The following is a 20,392-nucleotide window of genomic DNA, read 5'->3' as shown; positions in this document are numbered from 1 at the left end:
TGCGATCCATTCGATAGACGATCAGAGACATTCGTCAATAGAAAATTGCGCGGCGCACTTCCGTCAAACTCGCGTGCTGTCATTCCTAGATTTCCACAACTGTTCTACTGAAAAGGAACCCCTGTTTTGAACAAGACCGAACTCATTGCCGCCATCGCAGAAGACACGAACCTCAGCAAGGCCGACGCCGGCCGCGCTTTCGATTCGGCGCTCGAGCAACTCTCGCGCGCCCTGGTGCGCGGCGAGTCTGTCCAGCTGATCGGCTTTGGCACCTTCACCGTTGCAAGCCGTGCCGAACGCACCGGCCGCAATCCATCCACCGGCCAGCCAATCACCATCAAGGCCAGCAAGAGTCCCAAGTTCGCCGCGGGCAAGGCGCTGAAGGACGCCATCAACGCGGCCTGATCCTTCAGCCCAGCCTCTGACCTGAGACCGGCGGCGCGCATTCGCTTAACCCTGCGCGCTGCTGCTCCACCCACCTCCGAGCGCCTTGTACAGGTTGACCATGTTCACGGCCTGCTTGAGCTGCAGTTCGATCAGCTGCTGTTGCTCGGCATAGAGTTCGCGCTGGGCATCCTGGCTCGAGAAGTAATCTTCCAGGCCGCTGCGAAAGCGCGTGCGCGAAATGCTGGCCACTTTTTCAAGCGACTGCACACGGGTCTGCTGCGCCTCCAACTGCGGACGCAGGTGGTCGTCGGCAATCAGCGCATTGGCGGTCTCCCGGAAGGCCACTTGCGCCGCGTATTCATACGACGACATGGCGGCTGCGAGCCGCTCTTCGTTGGCGGTGATGTTGGCCGAGCGGCGACCCCAGTCGAAAATCGGCAGCGACACACCGAGCACGCCAGCCCAGCTCCTGTTGCCGCTGCTCAATAGCGAAGACAAGTCCCCGCTGATGCCGCCCGCCAAGGCCGTGAGCGAGATGGTCGGCAGCATCGCAGCCTTGGCCGCACCGACGCCCGAATTGGCGGCCTCGACCCGCGAATAGGCGGCCAGCAAGTCGGGTCGGCGCTGCAGCAAGCTGGACGGCAGGCCTGCGGTCACCGGGGCCGTCGAGCGCTCGGGCCAAGGCCGTGCGCTGCCTGTGTCCGGTGGCACCGGCTGGCCGACCAGCACGTTCAACCACTGAAGATCCTGCGCCACGCGCATGCGGTATTCCTCTTGCCGCACGCGCGCGTTCTGCAACAGCGATTGCGCACGATAGACGTCGAGCTGCGCGGCGCCGCCGGCCGCCTTGGCGCGGCCGATCATGTCGGCGTTGGAGGAAAGCCCGCCTTCGTTGGCATTCGCCAGCGCGAGCAATGCGCGGTCGGCGCGCAGCGTGAGGTATGCATTCGACACCTCGCCCACCAAGTTCATGCGCGCGGCCGCGTAGTCCTTGTCGCCTGCTTCGGCCAGGGCGCCACCTTGCTGCGCCGTGCTCTGCTGGCGGCCGAAGAAGTCGAGCTCGTACGAAGTCACGCCCGCCTGCACGTCGAAGCTGTTGGACACGCCTCCGTTGGTCGGTACGTTGCCGATTGGGCTGAGCGAGCCCTGCGGCGTGGTCTGCGCGCGCTGAGCGTGGCCCGAAAGGCCGATCTGCGGGAACAGCGAAGCGCGGGTTCCGGCATAAACGGCGCGAGCCTCGCGTGCCTTCGCAGCGTAGACGCGCAGGTCGCGGTTCTGCTTGAGAGCGGTGTCAATCAGCCCGCGCAGTTCGTCGTCCTGCACGAAACTGCGCCAGTCCACTGGCTCGGCGCTTGGCGCCGCGGTGCCGGCCGGCCATTGCGTGGGCACGGTCAGGTCTGGCTGCTTCATAGGCGGCGTGAGGTTGCATCCGCTCACCACCAACACCACGCAGGTTGCGATCACCAGCAGGAACAGTCGCAGAAAGAGGCGCATGAAGCCCGCTCCGGGCGCGCCGAATCCCGCACTCTCGAGCAATGCCGAAGCGGCGCGCCACGGCTTCACCTGAACGGCGACATGGCTCGGCGGCACGGTGAACACGTGGCTCACCAATTGCTCGCGCTGTGCCTCGGAAGTGGCGTCGAAGCGCAACTCTGCGCCCGCGGAGCTTTTGCGGGCAAGGCGCGCCGGTAGCCAGCCCACGGAATCGACGTACACCTCCAGCGGCTGACCTACGCGCAGGCGCTTCAGCGGCGCCTTGGCTTCCACCAGAGCCCCGTCCGCCGCGATGTTGACGAAGCGGGCCTCGCCCTCGCCCGCCGCGGTGCGGACCCGGGTGCGCGCGCGCCAAGGGAAGCGCTCTTCCTGCTCCGGCCGTGGCAAGTCGACGCAGGCCATGAGCGCGGCCAGACACAGCAGCAGTGCGATGCCGGTCCACACCAGGTTGAGCTGGTCGCCCGGCGTGAGAGCCTCGCCGCTCAAGGCCACCGATGCGCCGCCGAGCTGCAGAGCCACCAGCAGCCCGCCGAACATGGCAACCAATTTCCAATGCACCACCGTCTTCGAACGATCGAGCCCCTTGTTCGTCACCTTGAAAGGCCGGCCGAAGGGACGCAGCATGGCGCTCGCGAGCGTGCTGGTGACCGCCATGGCCGCGACCAGCTGGCTCACCTCGCTGAACACGGGCAGGCAGCGCCGCTCGCTGATCCAGTAGCTGTAGGCCCAGAACATCACGAGCGGCGGCAGCCCGTAGGCGGCAAATGCTTGCGGCGAGGCATGGAAGACCGAGACGCCCGCATACCAGTACAGCGCAGGCGCCAGCATGATCAGCGCCATGAAAGGCTTGCCGAGCCAGTGCAGCAGGCCGTGCAAGAAATGCATCCGCGCCGAGAAGGTGTAGCCCCTGCCGCGCAGCGGCCCCTGGGGCAGGAGCGCGAGCTGCACCGTGCCCAGGCACCACCGGCTGCGCTGGTTGATGTAGTCGATGATGCTCTCGGCCGACAAGCCGTTCGAAAGCCGCTCGCCCAGCCAGCGCGTGATGTGGCCATGCCGAAGCAGCAAGAAGGTGGTGTGAATGTCTTCGCACACGCTGCCCACGGGGAAGCCGCCTGCGGCAGTGATGAGGTCGCGCCGCACGATGAACGATGTGCCCACGCAGAACGCAGAGTCCACCGCATCCTTGGCGGGCTGCAGCACGTCGAAGAACACGCGCTGCTCGTCGACCCAGCTGTCGGTGGCGCGCAGGTTGTGCTGGATGGGGTCGGCGTTGTAATAGAACTGCGGCGTCTGCACCAGCCCCACCTTGCGGTCTGCGAAAAGGCCCAGCATGCGATAGATGATCTGCCGCTGCGGCGCAAAGTCGGCATCGAGCACCAGGATGTATGGCGCGTTGGTCACGTCCGCCGAGATGCGCAGCCCGTTGTTGAGATTGCCGGCCTTGGCGTGGCTGTTGTCGGGCCGCCGCGCATAGTGCACGCCCTTGCGCTCGCAATAGTCGCGCAGCCAGTCGCGCCGCGTGTCGTCGAGCACCCAGACTTTCACCTGCGGATAGTCGATGGCCTGTGCGGCGATGATGGTTTTTTCCAGCACGGCCAGCTCTTCGTTGTAGGTGCAGATGAAGACGTCCACCGCCGGCACCTTGGCACCCAGGCGCCGCAGCTCGGCTTCACCGCGGTCGGCCAGCGCATGGTTGTCGCGCCGCCGCACCAGCATGTGGATGGACATCAGCGTGTAGATGATGGCCGTGAGCTCGAAGGCGAGGAACACCCACGCGAACAAGGTTTCAAAGCCCAGGTCCGAAGGCGGCATGGTGGCGACCACGCGCCATATCGCATACCGCATCAACAGCAGCGCCGTGAGCCCGCCGAACAGCATGCGATCGGAGGCGCGCTGGACCCGCCCCCATGTCATCAGGAGAAGTGCGAGCCCCGCAACAAGTGCGTTGAGCTGGAACTCCGGTGTGGCAATCAGGTGGGACATGGTGAAGCAGCTCCTGCGGCAGTGGTCTTGCCGGTAAAGGGGTTGAAGCCCGCCGCGGCCAGCGCGATCCAGGCGGTGGCGCCGAGGTGGGGCCAGCGGTAGTAGAAAAAGTCGGCACCCGCCGAGTCCGGGCCAATGGCCAGGCCGGTGGAAATGCGCGCACTGGGCGTTGCGTAATACAGGCCGTTGCCGGCGCGCTGCGACGCCAGCAGTTGCCACAAGGCTTCGGGCGCCGAGCCCTTGCGCGCCACCAGGGTTGCAGCGGCTTGTGCGGTGCCCTCGGTCCAGATGCCGTCAGGGTTGCGCGAGAAGCCGTAGCCCTCGCCGGAGCGATGGTTCTTCTCCACCCAATCTAGCCCGCGCGTCCAGGCGCATGAGCCTTCGGGCGCGGCGAGCAACGGCCACAGTTGCGCGTCCAGGCCGGAGCTCTCGGTGGAGATGGTGGCGCCGTCTTCCTTGGTGCCGATGTAGAAGCGCTGCTCCGACGGGTTCCACATGCGGCGCACGAACTCGAGCGCGGTGCGCGCCTGCTGGCGCTCCGCGTCGGCCTGCCCGCCTGCTGCACGCGCCGCCCATGCAGCTGTCATCGCGATGTCGATGTTGTGCTCGGTCGACTTCCAGGTCTGCGCGCGCTGCGCGTTGTCCCAGCCATACCAGCCGCCGTTGTAGCCGTCGGGCGCATTTTTGGCGCGCGTGCGCTGCTCGATCCAGCCGAGCAGCTTGCGTGCATTCGCCAGATAGGCGGGCGATGGTTCGGCCTCGTTCAAGTTCAGCAGCAGCAAGGCGGCCCAAGCCACGTTGCCGGTTGCGGTGCTCACCTGGTAGGCGTCGGCGATCCACTGATTCTTGGCCGTGTCCCAACGCCCCGGCAGCGCGGCTTTGTCCTCCGTCATCGGACCCGCGCGGTAGGCGTTGCGCACACGTCCGTCGGCCGCGTTCGGGTCGCGCTCCATCGCACGCACCACGGCGTCGCCGATGCGCTTGGCCGATGCGGTGTCGCCGCATGCCAGCAACGCAATGCCGGCCAGTGCGTTGTCATACGTGAAGGCCGCGCCCACCAGCGCAGGCTCCAGCGGCGTGCCTTGCTTCGGGTCGGCCAGCCGGTAGCTGGCAAGGAACAGCGGCCCCGACGCGGCGCCTTTCTGATCCTCCGCCACAGCCCGCCGCAGGCCATCGCAGCTCTGCCGCGCGAGCTCTTTCTGCACGGCGCTGCCGGCCTGCCGAGGCTGTTGGGCCAAGGCCGCGGACACCGGCAGCGCCAAGGCCACCGATGCCACGGCGCAATGCGCCAGAGTCCGGGTGAACGGGAAGAGCTGCATGTTTCCTTTCGAAGCGGGCACGTCCGCGCTCAGGATTTGAGGGTGGCCGTGACCACCTTGCCTGGCGCGCACAAGTTGCTGCCTGCGGCGGTTGCGGCGGACGACACGTCCTTGGCCTCGATGCGCGCCACCGCATAGATCGAGCCCTGTTCGGCAAAGGGGAACGGCACGCTGTAGGTGCTCTGCAATTCTTCAGATGCCACCGGCAGCAACTGCTCCACGCGCGCCGGCACCGCGGCGCCGTTTTCGGTGAGGGTGACGTCGAGCGCCGAGCCGATGCTCAGGCGCTTGGCCACACGCGCCGGAAACACCGCCACCACGCCCAGCCGGCTGCAATCGGTCACGCGCACCAGTGAGGCACCCGCCGTGACGTACGCGCCTTCAGGTGCGAGCACCGAGTGAACCTGCCCCGCCTGCGCGGCCTTGATTTCGTAAGAGGACAGCTTCTCGACACGGCGCCGCTCTTCGTCTTCGAGCTGGATCACCTGCTTGAGCTGCTGGAGGATGGCGGCGCCGTCCTGCTGTGCGCGGCCGACGCTGTTGCGCAGCACTTCGCGCCGGCTTGCGAGCGTCTGGAAAAGGCTGTTGCCACCCGTGCCCACAAACGCCCCCTGGCCTGCGCTGGCCACGGTCTGCGCCTGCCCTGCAAAGGCCTGCTCCGCCACCGCCGCATTGGCGCGCGCAGTGTTCAGCTGCGCCATCGACGCGTTCATCACCTGCTCGCTGATGGCGCCCTGCTCGAGCAAGGCCTGGTTCGTCTTGACCTTGTTCTCTTGCTCTTCGACCATGCTGTGCGCCACGTCGCGCTGGCGCCGCGCAATTTGCCAGGCTTCCCAGGCTTGCGCCACGGATGCCTCGCGGTGAACCGTGGCCTCTTGCCCGACCGACCTCATCTCCTGGTTGTCGGCCTTGAACTGGTTGCCCAATTGCGCCAGCTGGCTCTGCAGCGCGAGATGCTGCGAACGCAGCGTCGTGAGGATCTCCTGGCTCACCGTCGGGTTGCGCACGGTCGCCACCACGGTGCCGGGCTCCACCACGTCACGCGCATGCACCACCATCTGCGACACCACGCCATTGATTGGCGACGTGATCAGGCCGACAGGCGCCTGCAGCACCGCCCGCGTGGCCTGCGAAGACAACAGCGGCTGAACCAGTGTGGCCACCATCAGCCACAGCACGAAGGCCAACAGCGCATAAGCCGCCAGCTTGGGAACGAAGGCGCCCGCCTGGCGGCCTCGATGAGGGCCGCGCGGAACCCGACGGGCCCTCGCGCTGCCAGTGCGGCGATCGCCGCGGGGAAAAACAAATGAAGGCAGTTTCGACACACGCATACCCCACCTCTTGATGCGAAAGGCGTGCGCCGAAGACCGGCGCAACATCCATGAATGAAAGGGAACTTGCCTGTAGCCCGAACGGAGCTGCCGGCGCCTCGAGGGCCGCCGCGTCCGCAATGCTGCAGTGCAATACAAAGGTACGGCTAAACCCGAATTCACACTGCTTCGGTGAGCAACAAGATGTGCAGACTTCACATACTGACCGACCATTCGGTCGAGCGAAGGTCCTACGTCGCCGTCGGATTCGGCCGTGTTGACAACGAAAGGTTTCGCCCGGCAGGCAACCCCGCCGGGTTTTGAGTCCGCCCAATGAGCTTGCGAAGAGGTGAGCACGGAATCGTCGTCGCGCGAAAGTTCCGCGTTCTGCGGGGCTGGGTCACGTGCGGCGGACGGCCGAACATATCCGGTAACGATCCTGATCGACTCTGAGGTTTTTCGACAACGCCCGGGTCGGGGCAAGCGGGTCAGGAAGCTCTTTGCCGGTCGCCGTGCGAGCTGAACTGGCGGCATCCGGAGCGGTTCTTTTAAGGGCTCCCGCGGTACCCCCGACACAAGGCCATACAAGCATTGGCGCGCTTGGCTTCATAGTGCTCTCCCGCGGTCCGGAACGCCCTGCCAAGTCGCTTCCAATCGCACCCCACATCGCTCTTCGGCCATTCACCGAGGGGCCACCGGAGTACAGGTCGTGTCACTGATGCAAACAAACACCGCCTTTGTCGACGCTCCCTGGCCACAGCCACTTGACGCGGCAGTGGAAAGCAGCGCACAGCACGTCTCCTCGCGCGCACGGACTGCGTCCAGTGCGCAAGGACTTAGCGCTTTTTAGTTAATGCCATGTAACGCAATTGAAGAGCAGTACACGCCCCGATGCTTGTCCGATTCGGCTGAATGCCAGCCGCCCACTACCCGAGGAAATGATTAGCTGAGCAGACTTGTCGAAGCAAACCCTTCGCCGCCGCGCACACCTCAGTGCGGCGGACCAACGTTTGGTCGAGCTTGCCCCATCCGAGTGACGTTTCCGGCAACGTCAGAAGGGCATGTCATGTTCACGCGCTACGCCATCCGCACGCTGCTATGCGTTGCTGCCGTTCCCGCCATCTCCGGAGAGCCGGCACCCACCCATGACCGCGTGTATCTGAACAGGGCCGAGATCGAGAGCACCTTGATCGGCAAGCCCATCGTTTCAAGCAATCTTTCGACCGGCATGGTCTCGCGCTGGCAGTTCTATCCGGACGGCCGCGTCGAATTTGCCAACCGGAGCGGGCCTGGCAAGGCCTCTGGCAAGTGGTTCTTCAACCCCGACGGCTCCATGTGCGTGACGATGATTGCGCGAACCGGCTGCCGCTACTGGTTCCGCAACGAGAGGGACGGCGCCCTTGCGAATGCCGATACGCGGGCGCCGAATGCGCCTACGGTGGCGGAGATACGGTTTGAGTAGCGGGGCGAAGTGGGCGGCCGGCGCTTCGGCTTCGAAGTGCTGTTGCGCGCAGTGGCAGATTTGGCGGAGAGTGTGAGATTCGAACTCACGGACGATTTCTCGTCGGCAGTTTTCAAGACTGCTGGTTTAAACCACTCACCCAACTCTCCGGAACCGTCGATTTTATGCTGACCTGCGCCCTCAACCCTCGGGCAGGAAAAGCGTCTGCAAGTCGCTCAGAAAATCCAGCCCGCGCTCGGTGGGCCACACGCGGTGCAGGTCACGCGCGATGAGGCCCTTGCGCTCGGCTTCTTCCATCCCTTTTTGGATGCTGGTCATGGCTAGCCCGGTGCGCTCGCAGAACTGAGGCAGCGTGAAGCCTTCTTTCAAGCGCAGCGCGTTCAGCATGAACTCGAACGGCAGGTCGGCCAGTGCGACTTCTTCGCTCTGCGACACGGCGGCGCCTGCGCGTGCGTTGTCCATGTACAGGCGCGGTTCGCGAAAGCGCACCTGGCGCACGATGCGATGGGCAAAGCTGAGCTTGCTGTGGGCGCCGGCGCCAATGCCAAGGTAGTCGCCAAACTGCCAGTAGTTGAGGTTGTGCGCGCAGGTGTGGCCGGGGCGCGCGTAGGCTGAAACCTCGTAGCGCGACATGCCGCTGGCGGCGGTGCGCTCGGTGATGCGGTCGAGCATGGCGTAGGCCACGTCGTCTTCGGGCAAGGCCGGCGGAAATTTGGCGAACCAGGTGTTGGGTTCGATGGTGAGGTGGTACACCGAGATGTGCGGCGGCGCGAGCGCCAGCGCCTGGGTCAGGTCGGCATCCAGGCCCTCGATCGTCTGGCCCGGCAGGGCGTACATCAGGTCGAGGTTGAAGGTGTCGAATGCGCTCGCGGCCTCTTCGACGGCGGCAATTGCCTGTGCGCGATCGTGCACGCGGCCCAACGCCTTCAGGTGCTCATCGTTGAAGCTCTGCACACCGACCGACAGGCGCGTGACGCCTGCACTGCGGTAGGCACGAAAGCGGTTGCGCTCGAAGGTCCCGGGGTTGGCTTCGAGCGAGATCTCGCAGTCGGGCGTGAGCTTGAGGCGGGCGCGCACGTCGCCCAGAAGGCGGTCGATGGCCTGGGGCGAAAAGAGGCTGGGCGTTCCGCCGCCAATGAAGATGGTGTGGACGGTGCGGCCCCAGATGAGCGGCAGCGCGGCGTCCAGGTCTGCAATGAGCGCATCGAGGTAGGCGGCCTCGGGAATGCCTTCGGCCTCGGCCTCGCTGGTGGCGCGCCACTCGTGCGAATTGAAGTCGCAATAGGGGCACTTGCGCAGGCACCAGGGCAGGTGGATGTAGAGCGACAAGGGCGGCAGCGCAGCAAGCTGCAGCGGGCCAGGCCGCATCCAGTGCAGCACGTCGTTGGCCTGCGGCGCGCCCGCGGCTTGTGCCGGCTGAATGGGAAACACAGTGGCCATTGGGTCAGAACCAGCGTTCGCGCATCAGGGCCAGCATGGCTTTCGCCGCCTGGCCCCTGTGGCTGTTGGCGTTTTTTACCTCGGGCGGCAGCTGCGCAAAGGTCTTGCCGAAGCCGGGCAAATACATGACGGGATCGAAACCAAAGCCGTTGTCGCCGATGGGCGCCTTGGTGATTTCGCCGACCACGCGGCCGACGGCGATGAGGGGTTCGGGGTCGTCGTGCCCGCGCAGCGCGACCAGCGTGCTGACGAGTGCGGCGCGCCGGTTGACCACGCCGTCGAGCTGCTCCAGCAGGGCCTTGACGTTGTTGGCGTCGCCCTTGGCATAGCCGAACTGCGTGGCATAGAAGGCGGTGTCGACACCCGGCAAGCCGCCAAAGGCGTCGACGCAAAGCCCGGCGTCGTCGGCAATGGCGGGCAGGCCGGTTGCGGCGCTGGCATGACGGGCCTTGGCCAGGGCGTTTTCGACGAAGGTGCGAAACGGTTCCTCGGCCTCGCCCACGCCCAATGCCGACTGGGGCACGAGCGTGACGGCCAACTCCGCAAACAGCTGCTGGAGTTCGGCAAGCTTGCCGGCGTTGTTGGAGGCCAGAACCAGTTTCATCGCCACTACTTAGTTACTTCGACTCGAGGGACTGCTGCTGCAGCACGATCAGTTCGCCAATGCCCTTCTCAGCCAGACCGAGGAGGATGTTCATCTCTTCGCGCGAGAACGCGGCGCCTTCGGCGGTGCCTTGCACTTCGACGAAATGGCCGGCGCCGGTCATGACGACGTTCATGTCGGTGTCGCAGGCCGAGTCTTCGGTGTATTCCAGGTCCAGGAGCGGCGTGCCGGCGACGATGCCGACTGAAATGGCGGCCACGTGGCCCCTGATGGGCGATGCGGGGATCGTGCCGGCGGCCAGCAGCTTGTTGACGGCGTCTTGCGCGGCAACGAATGCGCCGGTGATCGCCGCGGTGCGGGTGCCGCCATCGGCTTGCAGCACGTCGCAGTCAAGGTGTATGGTGCGTTCGCCCAGCGCAGCCAGGTCGAACACGGCGCGCATCGAGCGGCCGATGAGGCGCTGGATTTCCTGCGTGCGGCCGCTTTGCTTGCCGCGGGCGGCCTCGCGGTCGCTGCGCGTGTGGGTGGCGCGCGGCAGCATGCCGTATTCGGCCGTGACCCAGCCTTCACCGCTGCCGCGCTTGTGCGGCGGCACGCGCTCTTCGACCGAGGCTGTGCACAGCACGCGCGTCTGGCCGAACTCGATGAGCACCGAGCCCTCGGCGTGGATGGTGAAGCCGCGGGTGATGCGCACCGGGCGCAGCTGGTCGGCGGCGCGGCCGCCGCTTCGTGTGAAAGCAGTCATTTGTGTGAAGGGTGCGTGGAAATGGAAAAAACGGAACTCATCGGCCCGTCGTGCTGTGGAGCCGGTCTCGAGTGTGGGCGGCTGCGCAAGGCGCGGCACACCCGGTAATCAAATCTTCTTTGCCGCAGAGCGGCGAATGGCCTCGTTGATCTCGGCAATCGAGCGCTCGATGGCGTCTTCGTCCATGTCTTCGATCTCGCCGTCCGAAGGCATGCCGGCCTGGATGGTGGATGCAAAAACGCCGTCGTCGATAGTCTCTGTCGAAACGCCGCGCTCTTCGCGCGTCGAGTCGGGCTGTTCCCATTCGAGCGCGATGAGCGTCACGTTGTCGCTGTGGGCGCCACCCTTGCGAAGCGCCATTTCGGCGAGGTCGGGCGCCGCATCGGACACCGGCTTGTCGGAAGACAGCGTGTGCACGATGACGGCGTCGTCGAGCACGCCCCACACGCCGTCCGAGCACAGCATGATGCGGTCGCCGCGCTGCAGTTGCAGCGGAGCAGAAATATCGAACAGCGGCGTGGTCGGCGAGCCCAGGCAGGTGAGCAGCAGGTTGCGGTTGACCGGCATGTCCGAGCCTTGCGGGCGCGGGCGTTCGGCGTGCGAATGGTCGCGCGTGCGCGTCAGCAGGCGGCCGTCGCGAACCACGTAAAGGCGCGAATCGCCGCAATGCATCCAGGTAGCCGTGGTGCCCTGCAGCAGGGCCGCGACCACGGTGGTGCGGGGCGTATCGAGCATGGCCTTGTGGCTCGCGTACCGCATGATTTGCTGGTGCGCAGCCATGGCCGATTCGGCCAGGAAGGCCTTGGCGTCCTTGACGGTGGGGCGCGCTTCGCGCTGATAAAGCGCCGCAATGGTCTGCAATGCCAGCTGGGCCGCAACCTCGCCCTCGGGGTGGCCACCCATGCCGTCGGCCAGCACGAAAAGGCCCGACTCCCGCGTGTAGCAATAGCCCATGCGGTCTTCGTTCTTGAGACGGCCGCCCTTGCGGCTGACCTGGAATACGGAGAATTTCATGCCGGACGCGTCGTAGGTGCCGCCGCCCTGGGCAGGGCCTTCTTATCGAAGGAGCGGATGTTGTCGAATGAAAGCCGCACCTTCTCGCCAACGGTGAGCTTGGTGTAGCGCCGCTCGCCTTCGCGGCTCAGTTCTTTTTGCAGCGCAAAAACAGACTGCGGCCGCGAGAGCGGATCGAGCGACATGCACCACTCGACCACTTCGATGAGGTTGTCGGAATACACGCCGCGCAGGCGAGACAGCGACAGGCTGAGCCGGTCTTTCTCGATGCGGCGCGGGGCGTCGTTGGGCGGGTAGCCCTGCATGCAGGCGTAGATGCAGGCGCCAATGGCGTAGATGTCGGTCCAGGGGCCCATGGACGAATCGCGCCGGTACATCTCGGGGGCTGCAAAACCGGGGGTGTACATCGGCCGGATGAAGATGCCCTCTTTGCTGAGCACCTCGCGCGCGGCGCCAAAGTCGATCAGCACCGCGCGGTCTTCGTCGGTGACGAAGATGTTGGCTGGCTTGATGTCCAGGTGCAGCATCTTGTACTGGTGCACGATTCGCAGGCCCCGCAGAATTTCGTCGAAAAGCGACCGGATGGTCGATTCCCGGAAAACCTTGGGCTTTTTCAGGTCGCGCGCGGTCACGACGAAGTCCTGCAGGGTCGCGCCCTCCAGGTAGTTCATGACCATGTAGACGGTCTCGTTCTCCCTGAAAAAGTTGAGAACGCTGACCACCGAGGCATGCGAGATCTGCGCGAGCGAGCGGCCTTCCTCGAAAAAGCTCTTCAGGCCGAGCCGGTAGAGGGAGAGCTTTTCGGGCGGAACCTCGGGCGTGAGCTCGCCCGGCCCGCGCGTGGCGAGCGAGGACGGCAGGTATTCCTTGACGGCAACCTGCTGTCCGCTGGGGTCTATGGCGAGATAGACAACGCCAAAACCGCCTGCGGAAAGGCGGCGAACGATGCGGTAACCGCCAATGACCGTATCGGGCAGCAGGGGCGAAGGCTTGACCTTTGACATAATCCGGGAGTTTCGCCCGAAGGCGATGGTGCGGCAAGCGAACGCCATGCCGACGCCTCGGTGCATGCAAGCAAAAACCACAGTGAGGCGCAATGCCAGTTTACAGCATGACCGGCTATGCCAGTGGCCAGAACGGCCCCGTTGGCAGCCACTCCGAAGCCGAAGCACGGCCTACCGCCGCGGGGCGACTCGGGGTCGAGATCCGCTCGGTCAACAGCCGCTTCCTCGACCTCACCTTCAAATTGCCGGAGGAACTGCGCCAGCATGAAACCGCGCTGCGCGAGCTGCTCACGGGCAAGCTCAAGCGCGGCAAGGTCGAAGTGCGGGCCGCCATCGAGAACACCGCCCAGGCAGGTGTCGTCGAGCCCTCCGTCAAGCTGCTGCAGCGGCTCAACGGTGTGCAGGACGGCATCAAGGCCTGGCTGCCCAGCGCTCGTGACTTGAGCGTGGCCGACGTGCTGCGCCTTGCCGGCGGCGACAGTGCCGCCCGTGGCGACTGGGGCAGCGACCTGCTCGACGTGACCGGCAAGGCGCTGGACGCCCTGATGTCCGCCCGCCAGCGCGAAGGCGCACGGCTCGCCAAGATGCTGGAGGCCCACCTGGCCCAGCTGCGTACGCTGGTCGAACAGGCCGGTCCGCTGATTCCGCAGCTGGTCGAGCAGCAGCGGGCGCGTTTCCTGGAACGCTGGCAGGAGGCCATGGGCCTCACCGGCGGCACCCTTCCGGAGGCGGCTCAGGACCGAGCGCTGAACGAGGCCACCGCCTTTGCCATTCGCATCGACGTGGCGGAGGAGCTCACGCGCCTGAATTCGCACCTCGACGAAATCGAGCGGCTGCTCAAAAAGGGCGGCGAAATCGGCAAGCGGCTGGATTTCCTGATCCAGGAGCTGCACCGTGAGGCCAATACACTGGGCTCCAAATCGGCCGCGCTGGAGCTCACCCGCATTGGCGTGGACATGAAGGTCCTGATCGAGCAGATGCGCGAACAGGTACAAAACATCGAATGAGCGAGCGAATGGACTATCCGGGCAACATTTTTGTCGTCGCGGCACCAAGCGGTGCCGGCAAGTCGAGCCTGGTCAAGGCGCTCATGGAGCTGGACACGGCCGTCCAGCCCTCGGTTTCCCACACCACGCGGCCACCGCGCGGCCAGGAAAAGCACGGCCGGGAGTACTTTTTCACCTCCCCATCCGAATTCGACGCCATGATCGCCGCCGATGGCTTCGTGGAATGGGCCCATGTGCACGGCCACCGGTATGGCACCTCCAAGAAAGCCATCGAAGAGCGGATCGCCCAGGGGGCCGACGTCATCCTGGAAATCGACTTCCAGGGCGCGATCCAGATCCGCAAGACCTTTGCCAACGCGGTCATGATCTTCATCCTGCCGCCCAGCTGGGAGGAATTGCGCTCGCGGCTGGAGCGCCGCGGCGAAGACAGCGCCGCCGTCATCGAACTGCGCCTCAAGAATGCCGCGGAAGAAATGGCCCGGGCGGGGGAATTCGACTTCGTTATAATCAACGAGTTATTTGAGCGCGCGCTTTTCGATCTCAAGGCGATCGTCCACGCTCAGCGGCTTCGGTATTCTGCACAGCGCCGCGCACGTGCCGACACATTCGCCGCCCTGAACATCCCCTGATTTCCTGCTCACCCGACCGAAAGATTCTCATCATGGCCCGCATCACCGTCGAAGATTGTCTGCTTCAGATCCCTAACCGCTTCCAGCTGGTTCTGGCCGCCACATACCGTGCGCGCATGCTGAGCCAAGGCCACGCGCCCAAGATCGAGAGCAAGAACAAGCCGGCCGTGACCGCCCTGCGCGAGATCGCCGAAGGCAAGATCGGCATCGAAATGCTCAAGAAGGTACCGGGCTGATCTGACGCCCCCCTGCAACGAAAAGGCACCGCAAAGCGGTGCTTTTTTTACGTCTGGACGCGTCCATACAGCGGTCACGCTAAAGTGGTAGCCATGAGCGCGGTTGCCAAACATCAGTCCCATGCCCCTTCGGGCACGCCGAAGCCTAGCCCGGCGGCGCTGAACGCGGCCGCCGCAAGCTTTGCCGCCTTGACGGCACGCCTCGATTATCTGAGTTCCGAAGACACCGAGCTGGTACGCCGCGCCTACCGCTTTGCCGACGAGGCCCACCTGGGCCAACTGCGCAACAGCGGCGAACCGTACATCACCCACCCGATCGCGGTGGCGGCGCAATGCGCCGAATGGAAGCTCGACGCCCAGGCGCTGATGGCCGCGCTGCTGCACGATGCCATCGAGGATTGCGGGGTTACCAAGCCGGAACTGATCGAGCGCTTTGGAGCCCCGGTGGCCGAACTGGTCGACGGGCTCACCAAGCTGGACAAGCTGCAGTTCAATACTCGCGAAGAGAATCAGGCCGAATCGTTCCGCAAGATGCTGCTGGCCATGGCGCGCGACGTGCGCGTCATTCTGGTCAAGCTGGCAGACCGCACGCACAACATGCGCACGCTCGACGATGCGCCGCGTGAAAAATGGGCCCGCATTTCGCGCGAAACGCTCGAAATCTATGCGCCCATCGCGCATCGGCTGGGTCTGAACCAGACGTATCGCGAACTGCAGGAGCTGTCGTTCCGCCACCTGAAACCCTGGCGCTACGCCACCCTGTCGAAGGCCGTGGCCAGGGCGCGTGGGCGCCGCCGCGACCTGATTCATAAGGTGCAGCGCGAGGTCGAGACCGCCTTTGCCAACGCCAACATGACGCTGCGCATCGCGGGACGCGAAAAAACGCTCTATTCGATCTACCGCAAGATGGAAGAAAAGCACCTGAGCTTTGCCCAGGTGACCGACATCTACGGCTTTCGCCTGATCGTGCCGAACGTGATCGCCTGCTACACCGGCCTTGGCATCCTGCACCAGATGTACAAGCCGCTGCCGGGCAAGTTCAAGGACCACATCGCCATCGCCAAGCTCAACGGCTACCAGTCGCTGCACACCACGCTGGTGGGCCCGGCCGGCGTGAACGTGGAGTTTCAGCTGCGCACCGAGGCCATGCACGTGGTGGCCGAATCGGGCGTTGCGGCGCACTGGCTCTACAAGGCCGCAGAGCCGAATGCGGCCAGCAACGACAGGCTCGGCACCAAGTGGCTGCAGTCGCTGCTCGACATCCAGGACGAAACCCGCGATGCCGCCGAGTTCTGGGACCACGTCAAGGTCGACCTTTTCCCGGATGCGGTTTACGTGTTCACGCCCAAGAGCCAGATCCTGGCGCTGCCACGCGGCGCCACCGTGGTCGACTTTGCCTACGCCATTCACAGCAACATCGGCGACCACACCTCGGCCGCCCGCATCAACGGCGACCAGGTGCCGCTGCGCACCGAGCTCAAGAACGGCGACGTGGTCGAGGTGATCACGGCCCCTGTATCGACGCCCAACCCGGCATGGCTCGGCTTCGTGCGAACCGGCCGCGCGCGCTCCAAGATCCGCCACTACCTGAAGACCCTGGCCCACGCGGAATCCGAAGGCCTCGGCGAAAAGCTGCTGGCTCAGGCGCTGCGCGCCGAGGGCCTCAGCAAGCTGCCGGCGGACGACGCCGAACACCAGGCGCTGTGGGACAAGCTGCTGCGCTTCACCGGCAACCGCACCCGCGCCGAACTGCTGACCGACATCGGCCTGGGCAAGCGGATTGCCAGCATCGTTGCAAAGCGACTGGTGGCCATGCTGTCCGAACTGGGCGAGCGGCCGGATGCGCTGCTGCTGAGTCGCGAGCGCTTCATTTCGCACGAAACCATCTCGCAAGGCGCCGTCACGCTGGATGGCAGCGAGAACTCGTCGGTGCGCTTTGCGCTGTGCTGCCGGCCCATTCCGGGCGACGAGATCGTCGGCTACCTCGGGCATGGCGAAGGCCTGGTGGTGCACACCGAAAGCTGCGGCGTCGGGCAGCGCCTGCGCCACAAGGACAGCGAGCGCTTCTTCGCGGTCGAATGGGCGGACGAACCCACCCGCGCCTTCGAGACCGGCGTGGTCATCACCGTGCGCAACGACAAGGGCGTCCTGGCCCGCGTCGCCGCGACGCTGGCTGATGCCGAAGCCGACATCACACACGTGGAGATGGCCGACGAGACACCGCAGGATTCGACCGACCTGCGCTTCGTGATTGCCGTGCGCGACCGGACCCACCTCGATGCCGTCTTGCGCGCGGCGCGTCGAACTGCTTCGGTACTGACGGCTGCGCGAACGGTTCCCGCAGCCTGAAGAACCCCCGGCTACGCCGTGCCCGACCCTGGGGCCGGGTAGCTGACCGACAGCAACTCCACCTCGTGCGTGCCGCCCGGCGTCACCAGCTTCACGACGTCGCCTTCGCGTGACTTGAGCAGCGCCCGCGCAATGGGAGAAATCCAGCTGACCTGCGATTGGGCGCTGTCGGCTTCGTCGATGCCCATGATAGTCACGCTGCGCTCGTTGCCGGTCTCGTCGACATAGCGCACCGTGGCGCCAAAAAAGACCTGGTCGCTGCCATGGTGCACCGAAGGATCGGTGACCTCGGCGATCTCGAGCCGCTTGGTGAGAAAACGGATGCGCCGATCGATTTCGCGCAGCCGCTTCTTGCCGTAGAGATAGTCGCCGTTTTCCGATCTGTCGCCATTCTTGGCAGCCCAGTGCACGGCCTCCACCACCTTTGGGCGCTCTTCGTCCATCAGTTGGAGCAATTCGTCGCGCAGCCGGGCATAGCCGGCAGGCGTCATGTAGTTCTTGCTGCCGCTGGGCAATGCGGGGGCAGTGCCGTCGCCGTCATCATCGTCGGCGTCGGTGTCGGTTTCCCTGGTGAATGCTTTGCTCACGGTAGAAGCTCCGAATCAACTTTCCTCAACCCATGTCCGAGCGCTTGCAGTCGAAGACCACGCCTTGCTCGACTGCTCTCAGCGCGGGCACCTTGCTCGCGACAGCAACGGCGGCACTGATGAGCCGCCACTCGCCCGCCTTGAATAGCCTGAAGAGGTGCGTGACCTCGGTCCCGGCCGTGGGAATGGAATTGAAAACATAGACCGGCTCCCCCGTCTGGCTGTCTTCCATGCTCACGAGGTCGGCCCTCATTTTCCCCATGGTTTCGGTGTCTTTGGTCCGGGAACGGACGACGTCCAGGTTGACGGTGCGGGAGTGCTCGTCGATGGAAATCCTGCGGACCCAGTTGAAGGGCGACGCAGGGCCGTTGCTCGCGCCCGGAATGCAGGTGATGGTCCCTGCCGATGCCGCACCTGCTGCCGAAGACAACATGAGGAACTGGAGTGCAAGCCGCTTTGCCGAAATGCTCATGGTGCCCTGCGCGTTGTATGACTGGGCTGAACTTTAGCCCCATGCGCATGAGCGTGCTTCGGCTTGGAGCGCCGTGCCCATCGCCCCATCAGTTGCGATGACCCAAAAGAAAATGGCCTAGAAGATCGAAACCTTCTAGGCCATTCAAAGAGTGGTGCGGCTGGCAGGAATTGAACCCACGACCCCTTGGTTCGTAGCCAAGTACTCTATCCAACTGAGCTACAGCCGCACAGCTATCGATTATAGCATCCATTTTTGCCCTCGGCGAGCCAAGAGAGAAATGAATGCCAAGTGGTAGGCCGTGATGGGCTTGAACCATCGACCAACGGATTATGAGTCCGCTGCTCTAACCAACTGAGCTAACGGCCCACGAGAGGCCATGATTCTATTCGCGGCGCCGCCTACTTGCGGTGGCTCAGCGCATTGCTGACCAGCCGCGAAGTGATGTCGACGATCTGGATCATGCGTTCGTAGGGCATGCGCGTGGGCCCGATGACGCCCAGGGTGCCCACCACCTGCCCGTCGACCTCGTAGTTGGCGCTGACGATGGAAAGCTCCTCGAACGGCACCACCTGGCTTTCGCCGCCGATGAAGATGCGCACGCCTTCGGCCTTGCTCGACACGTCGAGCAGCCGCATCAGTTGCGCCTTTTGCTCGAACAGTTCGAAGGCTCGGCGCAGCTGCCCCATGTCGCTCGAAAAGTCGGTCACGGACAGCAGGTTGCGCTCGCCGGAGATCACGACGTCGTCTTCTTGCGCCTCGGTGAGCACCTCGGAGCTGACGTTGACCGCTGCCTGCATCAGCGCGGCAATCTCGCCGCGGAGTTTTTCGACTTCGGACTGGAGCCGATCGCGCACCTGCTCGATGGTCAGGCCGGCGTAGTGGGCATTGATGTAGTTGGATGCTTCCACCAACTGCGACTGCGAATAGTCGGCCTCCGGAAAGATCACCCGGTTCTGCACGTCGCCATCGGGCGAGACGATGATCACCAGCAACCGCTGGTCGGAAAGCTTCAGGAATTCGATCTGCTTGAACACCGAGGCACGCCGCGGTGCCATAACGACGCCGACGAACTGCGACAGGTTGGACAGCAAGTTGGCCGCGTTCGCAATCACCTTCTGCGGCTGGTCAGGCGCGAGGCTCGGTGCGCTCATCTGCTCGCGCTGGGCGGTGAGCATGGTGTCGACGAAAAGCCGGTAGCCGCGAGCTGTGGGAATGCGTCCGGCCGAGGTGTGCGGGCTCGCAATCAGCCCCAGCGACTCGAGGTCGGACATCACGTTGCGGATGGTCGCGGGGGACAGGTCAAGACCGGGCGCGCGCGACAAAGTCCGCGACCCGACCGGCTGGCCTTCGGCGATGTAACGCTCAACCAGCGTCTTGAGGAGCAACTTGGCACGGTCGTCCAGCATTGGAAGATTTTAGTGTTGTAATTTGTACATGACTTCCCGCTTTCGTCACGTCGCTCTGATCGGCAAATACCAGGCTTCAGGCGCCCGGGCGCAGGCAGACGCGCGCGACGGCGTCATGGAAGATATCGGCGCCTTTCTGGAATCTCAAGGGTGCCACGTGTTCGTCGAAAAATCGGCTGCCGGCGAAGCCGATGCGGACGCGATTGTCGGCGGCCGCTACGAAGCGCTCAGCGTCGAGGAGATCGGCCAGCGCTGCGATCTTGGCCTGGTGGTTGGGGGTGACGGCACCATGCTCGGCATTGGCCGCCAGCTGGCGTGCTACGGCATTCCGCTGATCGGCATCAACCGCGGCCGGCTCGGCTTCATCACCGACATTCCGCTCGACAACTACCAGGCCACGCTGATCCCGATGCTGGCCGGCGAGTACGAGGAAGACCACCGCAGCCTCATGCATGCGCAGGTCATGCGCGATGGCGCATCGGTTTTCGATGCGCTGGCGATGAACGACGTGGTGGTGAACCGCGGCGCCACGTCGGGCATGGTGGAACTGCGGGTATCGGTCGGCCGGCATTTCGTGGCCAACCAGCGCGCCGACGGCCTGATCATCGCCTCGCCCACGGGCTCGACGGCCTACGCGCTGTCGGCCGGCGGGCCGCTGCTGCATCCCGCCGTGCCGGGCTGGGTGCTGGTGCCCATTGCACCGCACACGCTCTCGAACCGCCCGGTGCTGCTGCCCGATGCCGACGAGATCGTGATCGAACTGGTGGCCGGACGCGACGCCAGCGCCAATTTCGACATGCAGTCGCTGGCGTCCCTCGCCATCGGCGATCGCGTGGTGGTGCGGCGCTCCGACTTCCGGGTGCGCTTTCTGCACCCGCGCGGCTGGAGCTATTTCGACACGCTGCGCAAGAAACTTCATTGGAACGAAGGGGGCTCCTGAG

18 protein-coding genes and 3 tRNA genes are annotated in these 20,392 nt (G+C 64.8%); 7 read left to right on the top strand and 14 right to left on the bottom strand.

What is annotated here, in order from left to right:
* Positions 1-126: 126 nt before the first annotated feature.
* Positions 127-405: an HU family DNA-binding protein gene (locus J2X92_RS09210; RefSeq protein WP_307575106.1), complete on the top strand. Its 279-nt coding sequence runs from the start codon at positions 127-129 to the stop codon at positions 403-405.
* A gap of 45 nt (positions 406-450) precedes the next feature.
* Here the strand turns inward: J2X92_RS09210 and J2X92_RS09205 are convergent, their stop codons facing one another.
* From J2X92_RS09205 to J2X92_RS09195, 3 genes are read right to left on the bottom strand one after another with little or no spacing between them, the layout of a single operon-like run.
* On the bottom strand, positions 451-3,864 hold the full coding sequence (locus tag J2X92_RS09205; protein WP_307575105.1) for an efflux transporter outer membrane subunit: 3,414 nt from the start codon (positions 3,862-3,864) through the stop codon (positions 451-453).
* A complete protein-coding gene (locus tag J2X92_RS09200; RefSeq protein ID WP_307575103.1) occupies positions 3,852-5,183 on the bottom strand; it encodes a hypothetical protein in 1,332 nt (443 codons plus the stop codon). Before J2X92_RS09200 ends, J2X92_RS09205 begins: the two co-directional genes overlap by 13 nt.
* 29 nt (positions 5,184-5,212) lie before the next feature.
* Positions 5,213-6,514 (bottom strand): HlyD family efflux transporter periplasmic adaptor subunit, encoded by a 1,302-nt coding sequence (locus tag J2X92_RS09195; protein ID WP_307575102.1) that lies wholly within the window; start codon positions 6,512-6,514, stop codon positions 5,213-5,215.
* A 1,045-nt stretch (positions 6,515-7,559) separates the two neighbouring features.
* On the opposite strand from J2X92_RS09195, the gene J2X92_RS09190 reads away from it, so the two are divergent.
* Positions 7,560-7,955, top strand: coding sequence for a hypothetical protein (locus J2X92_RS09190; RefSeq protein WP_307575100.1), 396 nt, complete (start codon positions 7,560-7,562; stop codon positions 7,953-7,955).
* Between the two features lie 61 nt (positions 7,956-8,016).
* Here J2X92_RS09190 and J2X92_RS09185 read toward each other — a convergent pair.
* From J2X92_RS09185 to J2X92_RS09160, 6 genes are all read right to left on the bottom strand, one after another.
* Positions 8,017-8,104 (bottom strand) — tRNA-Ser (locus J2X92_RS09185).
* Between the two features lie 31 nt (positions 8,105-8,135).
* Positions 8,136-9,395, bottom strand: coding sequence for a radical SAM family heme chaperone HemW (gene hemW, locus J2X92_RS09180; RefSeq protein ID WP_307575098.1), 1,260 nt, complete (start codon positions 9,393-9,395; stop codon positions 8,136-8,138).
* A 4-nt stretch (positions 9,396-9,399) separates the two neighbouring features.
* On the bottom strand, positions 9,400-9,999 hold the full coding sequence (locus J2X92_RS09175; protein ID WP_055802758.1) for a non-canonical purine NTP pyrophosphatase: 600 nt from the start codon (positions 9,997-9,999) through the stop codon (positions 9,400-9,402).
* 13 nt (positions 10,000-10,012) lie between these two features.
* Complete coding sequence (gene rph / locus J2X92_RS09170; protein ID WP_307575096.1) at positions 10,013-10,744, bottom strand: ribonuclease PH; 732 nt, start codon at positions 10,742-10,744, stop codon at positions 10,013-10,015.
* 108 nt (positions 10,745-10,852) lie between these two features.
* Complete coding sequence (locus J2X92_RS09165) at positions 10,853-11,758, bottom strand: PP2C family protein-serine/threonine phosphatase (RefSeq protein WP_307575095.1); 906 nt, start codon at positions 11,756-11,758, stop codon at positions 10,853-10,855.
* Positions 11,755-12,762 carry a serine/threonine protein kinase gene (locus J2X92_RS09160; RefSeq protein WP_055802752.1) on the bottom strand — a complete coding sequence of 336 codons (1,008 nt, stop codon included), beginning with the start codon at positions 12,760-12,762 and terminating at the stop codon, positions 11,755-11,757. The genes J2X92_RS09165 and J2X92_RS09160 overlap by 4 nt, the downstream gene beginning before the upstream one ends.
* Positions 12,763-12,854: 92 nt before the next feature.
* Here J2X92_RS09160 and J2X92_RS09155 point away from each other — a divergent pair, with 92 nt between their 5' ends.
* From J2X92_RS09155 to J2X92_RS09140, 4 genes are all read left to right on the top strand, one after another.
* A complete protein-coding gene (locus tag J2X92_RS09155) occupies positions 12,855-13,769 on the top strand; it encodes a YicC/YloC family endoribonuclease (protein ID WP_307575093.1) in 915 nt (304 codons plus the stop codon).
* A gap of 8 nt (positions 13,770-13,777) precedes the next feature.
* Positions 13,778-14,398 (top strand): guanylate kinase, encoded by a 621-nt coding sequence (gene gmk, locus J2X92_RS09150; protein WP_015867099.1) that lies wholly within the window; start codon positions 13,778-13,780, stop codon positions 14,396-14,398.
* A 32-nt stretch (positions 14,399-14,430) separates the two neighbouring features.
* Positions 14,431-14,634, top strand: a complete 204-nt coding sequence (gene rpoZ / locus J2X92_RS09145) for a DNA-directed RNA polymerase subunit omega (RefSeq protein WP_021009011.1) — start codon at positions 14,431-14,433, stop codon at positions 14,632-14,634.
* A 93-nt stretch (positions 14,635-14,727) separates the two neighbouring features.
* Positions 14,728-16,983: a RelA/SpoT family protein gene (locus J2X92_RS09140; protein WP_307575090.1), complete on the top strand. Its 2,256-nt coding sequence runs from the start codon at positions 14,728-14,730 to the stop codon at positions 16,981-16,983.
* A gap of 11 nt (positions 16,984-16,994) precedes the next feature.
* Here J2X92_RS09140 and greB read toward each other — a convergent pair whose 3' ends face one another.
* The 5 genes from greB to hrcA form a co-directional block, all read right to left on the bottom strand.
* Positions 16,995-17,570: a transcription elongation factor GreB gene (gene greB, locus J2X92_RS09135; RefSeq protein ID WP_307575089.1), complete on the bottom strand. Its 576-nt coding sequence runs from the start codon at positions 17,568-17,570 to the stop codon at positions 16,995-16,997.
* Between the two features lie 25 nt (positions 17,571-17,595).
* Positions 17,596-18,042 carry a hypothetical protein gene (locus J2X92_RS09130; protein WP_307575087.1) on the bottom strand — a complete coding sequence of 149 codons (447 nt, stop codon included), beginning with the start codon at positions 18,040-18,042 and terminating at the stop codon, positions 17,596-17,598.
* 152 nt (positions 18,043-18,194) lie between these two features.
* A tRNA-Arg gene (locus tag J2X92_RS09125) sits at positions 18,195-18,271 on the bottom strand.
* Between the two features lie 63 nt (positions 18,272-18,334).
* A tRNA-Ile gene (locus J2X92_RS09120) sits at positions 18,335-18,411 on the bottom strand.
* A gap of 32 nt (positions 18,412-18,443) precedes the next feature.
* A complete protein-coding gene (gene hrcA / locus J2X92_RS09115) occupies positions 18,444-19,451 on the bottom strand; it encodes a heat-inducible transcriptional repressor HrcA (protein ID WP_307575084.1) in 1,008 nt (335 codons plus the stop codon).
* A 28-nt stretch (positions 19,452-19,479) separates the two neighbouring features.
* Here hrcA and J2X92_RS09110 point away from each other — a divergent pair, with 28 nt between their 5' ends.
* Positions 19,480-20,391 (top strand): NAD kinase, encoded by a 912-nt coding sequence (locus tag J2X92_RS09110; RefSeq protein WP_307575082.1) that lies wholly within the window; start codon positions 19,480-19,482, stop codon positions 20,389-20,391.
* The last annotated feature ends 1 nt before the right edge of the window (position 20,392 follow it).

The organism is Variovorax paradoxus (assembly GCF_030811855.1).
GTDB classification, from domain to species: Bacteria; Pseudomonadota; Gammaproteobacteria; order Burkholderiales; family Burkholderiaceae_C; genus Variovorax; species Variovorax paradoxus_L.
This window is presented reverse-complemented; position numbering and strand designations above follow the sequence as displayed.

Excerpts from the sequence above, each read along its gene's own strand:
- J2X92_RS09130 (WP_307575087.1), bottom strand. The coding sequence starts at position 18,042 with ATGAGCATTTCGGCAAAGCGGCTTGCACTCCAGTTCCTCATGTTGTCT.
- J2X92_RS09190 (WP_307575100.1), top strand. The coding sequence starts at position 7,560 with ATGTTCACGCGCTACGCCATCCGCACGCTGCTATGCGTTGCTGCCGTT.
- J2X92_RS09110 (WP_307575082.1), top strand. The coding sequence starts at position 19,480 with ATGACTTCCCGCTTTCGTCACGTCGCTCTGATCGGCAAATACCAGGCT.
- hrcA (WP_307575084.1), bottom strand. The coding sequence starts at position 19,451 with ATGCTGGACGACCGTGCCAAGTTGCTCCTCAAGACGCTGGTTGAGCGT.
- J2X92_RS09205 (WP_307575105.1), bottom strand. The coding sequence starts at position 3,864 with ATGTCCCACCTGATTGCCACACCGGAGTTCCAGCTCAACGCACTTGTT.
- J2X92_RS09200 (WP_307575103.1), bottom strand. The coding sequence starts at position 5,183 with ATGCAGCTCTTCCCGTTCACCCGGACTCTGGCGCATTGCGCCGTGGCA.
- rph (WP_307575096.1), bottom strand. The coding sequence starts at position 10,744 with ATGACTGCTTTCACACGAAGCGGCGGCCGCGCCGCCGACCAGCTGCGC.
- gmk (WP_015867099.1), top strand. The coding sequence starts at position 13,778 with ATGGACTATCCGGGCAACATTTTTGTCGTCGCGGCACCAAGCGGTGCC.
- J2X92_RS09155 (WP_307575093.1), top strand. The coding sequence starts at position 12,855 with ATGCCAGTTTACAGCATGACCGGCTATGCCAGTGGCCAGAACGGCCCC.
- rpoZ (WP_021009011.1), top strand. The coding sequence starts at position 14,431 with ATGGCCCGCATCACCGTCGAAGATTGTCTGCTTCAGATCCCTAACCGC.
- J2X92_RS09165 (WP_307575095.1), bottom strand. The coding sequence starts at position 11,758 with ATGAAATTCTCCGTATTCCAGGTCAGCCGCAAGGGCGGCCGTCTCAAG.
- J2X92_RS09195 (WP_307575102.1), bottom strand. The coding sequence starts at position 6,514 with ATGCGTGTGTCGAAACTGCCTTCATTTGTTTTTCCCCGCGGCGATCGC.
- hemW (WP_307575098.1), bottom strand. The coding sequence starts at position 9,395 with ATGGCCACTGTGTTTCCCATTCAGCCGGCACAAGCCGCGGGCGCGCCG.
- J2X92_RS09175 (WP_055802758.1), bottom strand. The coding sequence starts at position 9,999 with ATGAAACTGGTTCTGGCCTCCAACAACGCCGGCAAGCTTGCCGAACTC.
- J2X92_RS09160 (WP_055802752.1), bottom strand. The coding sequence starts at position 12,762 with ATGTCAAAGGTCAAGCCTTCGCCCCTGCTGCCCGATACGGTCATTGGC.
- J2X92_RS09140 (WP_307575090.1), top strand. The coding sequence starts at position 14,728 with ATGAGCGCGGTTGCCAAACATCAGTCCCATGCCCCTTCGGGCACGCCG.